The organism is Streptomyces calidiresistens (assembly GCF_014141525.1).
Classification (GTDB): domain Bacteria; phylum Actinomycetota; class Actinomycetes; order Streptomycetales; family Streptomycetaceae; genus Streptomyces; species Streptomyces calidiresistens.
This window is the reverse complement of the sequence record NZ_VKHS01000234.1, coordinates 1-6840: the sequence shown is the minus strand read 5'-3', so window position 1 is coordinate 6840 and position 6840 is coordinate 1. Positions and strand designations below refer to the sequence as shown.

Below are 6840 nucleotides of genomic sequence, written 5' to 3'. Positions count from 1 at the left end.
GGTGTCGTCCCCGGCCCCCGCCCCGCCGACCTCCGGCGGGGCGGCGTACCGCTCCCGGATCCCGGCCACCACCCGGGGCAGCACCTCCAGGAAGCGGTCCACCTCCTCCCGCGTGGTCCCGGTGGGCAGCGAGACCCGCACGTTCCCCGAGGAGAGGACGCCCATGGCGCGCAGCACGTGGCTCGGCTCCAGGGTGTCGGAGGTGCAGGAGGAACCCGAGGAGACCGCGAAACCCTCCCGGTCCAGGGCGTGCACCAGGGCCTCGCCGTCCACGTACAGACAGGAGAAGGTCACCAGGTGCGGCAACCGGCGCACCGGATCACCGACCACCTCGGCGTCGGGGACCAGCACCGGGACCCGCTCGCGGATCCGGTCCACCAGGGCCCGCAGGCGGCCGTCGGCCGCCGCCGTCTCCTCCCGCACGGCGCGCAGCGCCGCCACGGCCGCCACCACCTGCGGCACCGCGGGGAAGCCCGGCGCCCGTCCGGCCTCGCGCTCGTCGCGGGGGGCGGGGGCGACGAAGCGGGTGCCCTTGCGGACCACCAGCATCCCCACGCCGGCGGGCCCGCCCCACTTGTGGGCGCTCGCCGCCAACAGCGACCACGCCCCCGGCACGGTTCCCCGGCCCAGCGACTGCGCGGCGTCCACGAGCAACGGCACCCCGGAGGCCCGGCACGCCCCGGCCGCCTCGGCCACCGGCTGCTCGGTGCCCACCTCGTGGTTGGCGCTCTGCAGGCAGACCAGGGCGGTGTCCGCCGTGAGCGCGTCGGTGACGGTCGCCGGGGAGATCCGGCCGGTCCGGTCCGGGGCCATCCGCGCCACGGTTCCGCCGTCCGCCTCGTGGGCCTCCGCCGCCCGCAGCACCGCCGAGTGCTCCACCGCCGAGACCACCAGGCGCCGCCCCACCCGGCGCCGACCGGCCAGCGCGCCGGCGATCCCGGTGTGCAGGGCCCGGCTGCCGGAGGAGGTGAAGGAGAGCTCGTCGGCGCGGCAGCCGATCAGTTCCGCGGCGGCCTCCCGGGCGGTGTCCAGCAGCAGCCGGGCCCGGCGTCCCTCGCGGTGCAGGCGGGCGGGATCGGCCCACCCCTCCTCCAGGGCGGCGAGCAGGGCCTGCCGGGCGACGGGGTGCGGGGGAGCGGTGGAGGCGACGTCGAAGTACGCGGAGTACGGCACGCCGTCACGCTAACCCGCGCCACGCCGGGAGGCCCGCCGCGGCCGTTCCTCCTCCGGGAGGAAGCGTGTTTGCGCTGGTCACGGCGGTGGGAGCGCGAGCGGGGGAAACGCCGCGACGCGTTGGGTACCCTCCCCGCACGGCTCCGGGGGGCGTCGAGTAGGGTTTGGTCCGCATAAACATCCACACCCCTGCCCGCGCCGGGGCCGATCCCCCGCCCCGAGCGACGGAAGCGGCCGGACGCGGGCGAGACTCTCGGGAAGGCGCTACGTGAGTCCCAACGGCTCCGACCGCTCGTCGCGGCGCCCGATGCGGCGGATTCTGCCGCAGGCGCTGATCGCGGGCTTGGTCCTGGCGACCGCGACAGGTTGCACATACGAGGACTTCCCCCGCCTCGGTATGCCCAGCCCGGCGACGGAGGAGGCGCCGCGGATCCTGTCCCTCTGGCAGGGCTCGTGGGCCGCTGCGCTCGTCACCGGGGTGATCGTCTGGGGTCTGATCCTGTGGAGCGTCTGGTTCCACCGGCGTTCCCGGACCAAGGTCGAGGTTCCTCCACAGACCCGGTACAACCTCCCCATCGAGGCCCTGTACACCCTCGTTCCCCTGATCATCGTGTCGGTGCTCTTCTACTTCACCGCCCGGGACCAGACGGAGCTGCTCAAGACCTCCGAGCAGCCCGACCACGTGATCAACGTCGTCGGTTTCCAGTGGAGCTGGGGCTTCAACTACCTCGAGCCGATCGGGGCGTCCGACAACGACGCCCGCACGGCTCCCGAACTGGAGGCCATCCCGGATCGCATGATGGAAGCGGTCCCGGAGAACGCCGACGGCGTGTACGACATCGGTACCCCCGCCGACGTCGACCCCGAGACCGGCAACCCGGGCCCGACCCTGGTACTGCCGGAGGGTGAGAGCGTCCAGTTCATCCTCACCTCGCGGGACGTCATCCACTCCTTCTGGGTGGTTCCCTTCCTGATGAAGGTCGACGTCATCCCGGGGCACACCAACCGCTTCGAGGTGACTCCCAACAAGCAGGGCACCTTCCTGGGCAAGTGCGCCGAGCTCTGCGGCGTCGACCACGCCCGCATGCTCTTCAACGTGCGGGTCGTCTCCCCGGAGGAGTACCAGCAGCACCTCCAGGACCTGGCGGACAGGGGACAGACGGGTTACATCCCGGCGGGCATCGCGCAGACCGACGCCGCCAAGAACGCGGAGACGAACCAGCCGTGAGCATCCTCGACAAGACCCGGGAGGCGGGCGCCTCGGCGCCGGAGCCGCCCGCGCGCCGTAAAGCCCCCGGAGAGCCGGGGAACATCGTGGTCAAGTGGATGACCACCACCGACCACAAGGTGATCGGGTCGATGTACCTGATCACGTCGTTCATCTTCTTCGTCATCGGCGGCCTGATGGCGCTCGTCATGCGCGCCGAACTGGCCCGACCGGGCAACCAGATCGTCTCCAACGAGCAGTTCAACCAGCTGTTCACCATGCACGGCACGGTGATGCTGCTGCTCTTCGCGACGCCGCTGTTCGCGGGCTTCGCGAACTGGATCATGCCGCTGCAGATCGGTGCGCCCGACGTGGCGTTCCCGCGGCTGAACATGTTGGCCTACTGGCTGTACCTGTTCGGCGGTCTGATCGTGGTGGGCGCCTTCCTCACCCCGCAGGGCGCCGCCAACTTCGGGTGGTTCGCCTACTCCCCGCTGTCGGACGCGGTGCGTTCGCCGGGTGTGGGCGCCGACATGTGGGTGATGGGCCTGGCCCTCGGTGGTTTCGGCACCATCCTGGGCGCGGTCAACTTCATCACCACGATCATCTGCATGCGCATGCCCGGCATGACGATGTTCCGGATGCCGATCTTCACCTGGAACGTCCTGCTCACCAGCGTGCTGGTGCTGTTGGCCTTCCCGGTGCTGGCCGCCGCCCTGTTCGGTCTGGCCTCCGACCGCATGTTCGGGTCGCACATCTTCGACGCCGCCAACGGCGGTCCGATCCTGTGGCAGCACCTGTTCTGGTTCTTCGGCCACCCCGAGGTGTACATCATCGCGCTGCCGTTCTTCGGCATCGCCAGTGAGATCATCCCGGTCTTCAGCCGCAAGCCGATCTTCGGCTACGTCGGCCTGGTGGCGGCGACCATCGCCATCGCCGGCCTGTCGGTGACCGTGTGGGCGCACCACATGTACGTGACCGGCGCGGTGTTGCTGCCGTTCTTCTCCTTCATGACGTTCCTCATCGCGGTACCGACCGGGGTGAAGTTCTTCAACTGGATCGGCACGATGTGGCGCGGCTCGCTCAGCTTCGAGACCCCGATGCTGTGGACCGTCGGCTTCATGATCACCTTCCTCTTCGGTGGTCTGACCGGCGTCATCCTGGCCTCGCCGCCGCTGGACTTCCACGTCTCGGACTCCTACTTCGTCGTCGCCCACTTCCACTACGTGGTCTTCGGCACGGTGGTCTTCGCGATGTTCGCCGGCTTCCACTTCTGGTGGCCGAAGTTCACCGGCAAGATGCTGGACGAGACCCTGGGCAAGATCACCTTCTGGACCCTGTTCGTCGGCTTCCACGCCACCTTCCTGGTCCAGCACTGGCTGGGCGCGGAGGGCATGCCCCGCCGGTACGCCGACTACCTGGCGTCCGACGGGTTCACCACGCTCAACATGATCTCCACCATCGGGTCCTTCCTGCTGGGCATGTCGCTGCTGCCGTTCTTCTACAACGTGTGGAAGACCTGGAAGTACGGCGAGAAGATCACCGTGGACGACCCGTGGGGCTACGGCCGCTCCCTGGAGTGGGCGACCTCCTGCCCGCCGCCCCGGCACAACTTCGTCACCCTGCCGCGGGTCCGCTCCGAATCCCCGGCGTTCGACCTGCACCACCCGGAGATCGCGGCCCTCGACCAGTTGGAGATCCGTGACCCGGAGCGCCCCGCGCCGGGCGCGGACGACGCGGCGGCCGACCGGGCCGACGGCAAGGAGGCCGGCAAGTGAAGTTCCAGGGGTACATGTTCGCCTGGCTGTCGGCGTTCATGCTGGTGGTCGCGGTCGTCTACGGCCTGTGGGCGCGCGAGCCGGTCGGTACCACGGCGCTCTTCCTGTCCTTCGGCCTCGCCCTGATGATCGGGTTCTACCTGATCTTCACCGCCCGCAGGGTGGACACCGGGGCCCAGGACAACAAGGAGGCGGACGTCGCCGACGACGCCGGCGAGCTGGGCTTCTTCAGCCCGCACAGCTGGGCGCCGCTGGCCCTGGGCGCCGGCGCGGCCTTCGCCTTCCTCGGCCCGGTCTTCGGCTGGTGGGTGGCCTACTTCACCGCCCCCCTGCTGCTGATCGGTCTGTGGCTGTGGGTCTTCGAGTACTACCGGGGCGAGAACCGCACGCAGTGATCCCCCGTCACCCGGCGGGCCCCGCCCACCGGGTCGTCGACCCAACGCCCCCCGGACCCCGGTCCGGGGGGCGTCCCGCGTTCGGGGAAGGCGACGCGCGCGGGAATCCGGCGGAACCACCCGTTCGCACCCGCTCGACGGGCCGCTCCGGGTGAAAATTCATATTTTGCGACTATGAGTCATGGCAAGGTTTCCATCCCGGGCGCGCCCCGTCGGGCGCCGGCCCTCCGCCGGGCGCGTCGCCGCGCCCTGATACTCGCCCCGCTGCTCGCCTGCGCCCTGGCCGCCTGCACCGCCTCCCCCTTCGGCGGGGGAACGGCCGGGGGCGGGGCTCCGGCCCTGAACGCGCTGACGGCCGACACCGGCCCGGAACCCCTCATCGGCCCCGCCGCGGCGCGCGACGGCGGGCCGGTCGATCCCGCCGAGACCGTCACCGTCTCCCTCCCCGACGCGGACGGCTTCCGCATCACCGACGTCCTCCTGGAGGACGAGGTCGGCCGGCCGGTACCCGGCAAACTCTCCACCGCCGGTGACCGGTGGCGCAGCACGGCCCCCCTGGTCGCCGGCAGCCGGTACACCCTGCGCGTCTCCACCGAGGCCGCGGACGGCTCCCCCGGCCGCCGCGAGCACACCTTCCGCACCCGGGACCTGGCCGACCTGGACACCGAACTGCTGGAGGTGACCCTCGGCCCCTCACCCGGCACCTACGGCGTCGGTCAGCCGGTCACCGCCCGGTTGAGCGAGGGCATCGCCGACCGCGACCGGCGCGCGGTGGTGGAGCGGGCCCTGAGGGTGGAATCCCGCCCGGACGCCGGAGAGGGCTCCTGGTACTGGGTCGAGGACGACCTGCTGCACTACCGGCCCCGCGAATACTGGCCCGCCAACGCGGAGATCACGGTCTCCGCCGACCTGGAGGGGGTGCCGCTGGGGGAGGGGCTGCGCGGCGGCCCCGTGGAGGAACTGCGCTGGAGCACCGGCGACCGGGTCGAGGCACTCGGGGACATCTCCTCCCTCACCCTGACCGTGCGTCGCAACGGCGAGGTCATCCGCACCATGCCGATGACCACCGGCAAGGAGGGTTTCCGCACCCGCAACGGGAAGAAGGTGATCCTCGGTCGGGAGAGCCACGTGCGGATGCGGGGGAGTTCGATCGGCATCTCGCCGACCAGCTCGGAGTACTACGACCTGGACGTGTACTGGGCGGCCCGCCTCACCTGGAGCGGTGAGTACGTGCACGGTGCCCCCTGGTCGGTGGGATACCACGGCCGGGACAACGTCAGCCACGGCTGCACCGGCCTGAACACCGAGAACGCCCGGTGGTTCTTCGAGAACGTCCGGGTGGGGGACATCGTCGAACACGTGGGCGGCGAGGGCGTGGACATGCCCTACTTCGGCAACGGCTTCGGCGACTGGAACATGGATTGGGAGGAGTGGCGGCGCGGCAGCGCCCTCGTGCCCGGCGGGGAGCCCGGTGACACCGGTGCCGGGACCGGCGACACCGGCGCCGAGGTCGTCACCGACGCCGGTCCGCGGGCCCCCGGGACGACGGGGAACGGGGAGCGCGGCGACGGGAGCGAACGGGGCCGCCTGCGTCCCGTCCTGTGAGTCCCCGCCCCGATTCCGCGCACCCCGACCGGCCCGGCGTCCGCTCCCCGAGCGGATGTCGGGCCGGTCGGCACGAGGGGGCGTCCCCGGAGCGGCTCAGGCGGCCGCGGGACGCCGTTCGCGCAGCAGCGCGGCCAGCGCCGCCGCCAGCTCGGCCGGGTCCACCGGATGGGCCACCGTGGCCTCGGCCCGGCTCCAGGTCGCCAGCCAGGCGTCCTGGGGACGGCCGATGAGCAGCAGCACCGGCGGGCACTGGAAGATCTCGTCCTTCATCTGTCGGCACACGCCCATCCCGCCGGCGGGCACGGCCTCGCCGTCGAGCACGCACACGTCCACCCCGCCCCGTTCCAGGGCGTCACGGACCGCCGCCGGGGTGGCGCACTCCAGATACTCCAGAAGCGGGGAGTCGGCCGCGGGCCGACGACCGGCCGCCATCCGCACCTGCTCGCGGGTGTTGACGTCGTCGCTGTAGACCAGCACCGTCGCGGTGCGCTGCATCCGTCCTCCTCGATGGATGGGACCGTTGGCGCGGATGTTACTCCGTCGCCGCCGGTGGGGGCAGGGGCCGGGGGAGCGGCTCGCGCCGACCTCCCCCGGGGAACGCCTCCCCGAATTCCCCGGCGGGAATCGGGATCCGCGCGGAGCCGGGGGCACGGTCCCCCGTGATCGCCCTTCCCCGGCC

Annotated in this window: 6 protein-coding genes; 4 read left to right on the top strand and 2 right to left on the bottom strand. The window is 71.7% G+C overall.

The window, feature by feature from the left end; translation table 11 throughout:
• Positions 1 to 1173: cysteine desulfurase family protein (locus tag FOE67_RS11955; protein WP_182663402.1), on the bottom strand; the 1173-nt coding region annotated here is incomplete at its 3' end.
• A 268-nt stretch (positions 1174 to 1441) separates the two neighbouring features.
• On the opposite strand from FOE67_RS11955, the gene ctaC reads away from it, so the two are divergent.
• From ctaC to FOE67_RS11935, 4 genes are all read left to right on the top strand, one after another.
• Entirely contained in the window at positions 1442 to 2401 is a 960-nt protein-coding gene (gene ctaC, locus FOE67_RS11950; RefSeq protein ID WP_182663400.1) for an aa3-type cytochrome oxidase subunit II, read from the top strand.
• 98 nt (positions 2402 to 2499) lie between these two features.
• Complete coding sequence (ctaD, locus tag FOE67_RS11945; protein WP_194444190.1) at positions 2500 to 4158, top strand: aa3-type cytochrome oxidase subunit I; 1659 nt, start codon at positions 2500 to 2502, stop codon at positions 4156 to 4158.
• Positions 4155 to 4553 carry a cytochrome c oxidase subunit 4 gene (locus tag FOE67_RS11940; RefSeq protein WP_182663396.1) on the top strand — a complete coding sequence of 133 codons (399 nt, stop codon included), beginning with the start codon at positions 4155 to 4157 and terminating at the stop codon, positions 4551 to 4553. The genes ctaD and FOE67_RS11940 overlap by 4 nt, the downstream gene beginning before the upstream one ends.
• A 174-nt stretch (positions 4554 to 4727) precedes the next feature.
• The gene (locus tag FOE67_RS11935; RefSeq protein ID WP_182663394.1) at positions 4728 to 6158 is read left to right on the top strand and encodes a L,D-transpeptidase; all 1431 of its coding nucleotides are present in this window, start codon (positions 4728 to 4730) and stop codon (positions 6156 to 6158) included.
• A gap of 96 nt (positions 6159 to 6254) precedes the next feature.
• Here the strand turns inward: FOE67_RS11935 and FOE67_RS11930 are convergent, their stop codons facing one another.
• Entirely contained in the window at positions 6255 to 6656 is a 402-nt protein-coding gene (locus FOE67_RS11930; RefSeq protein ID WP_182663392.1) for a hypothetical protein, read from the bottom strand.
• Positions 6657 to 6840 lie beyond the last annotated feature (184 nt).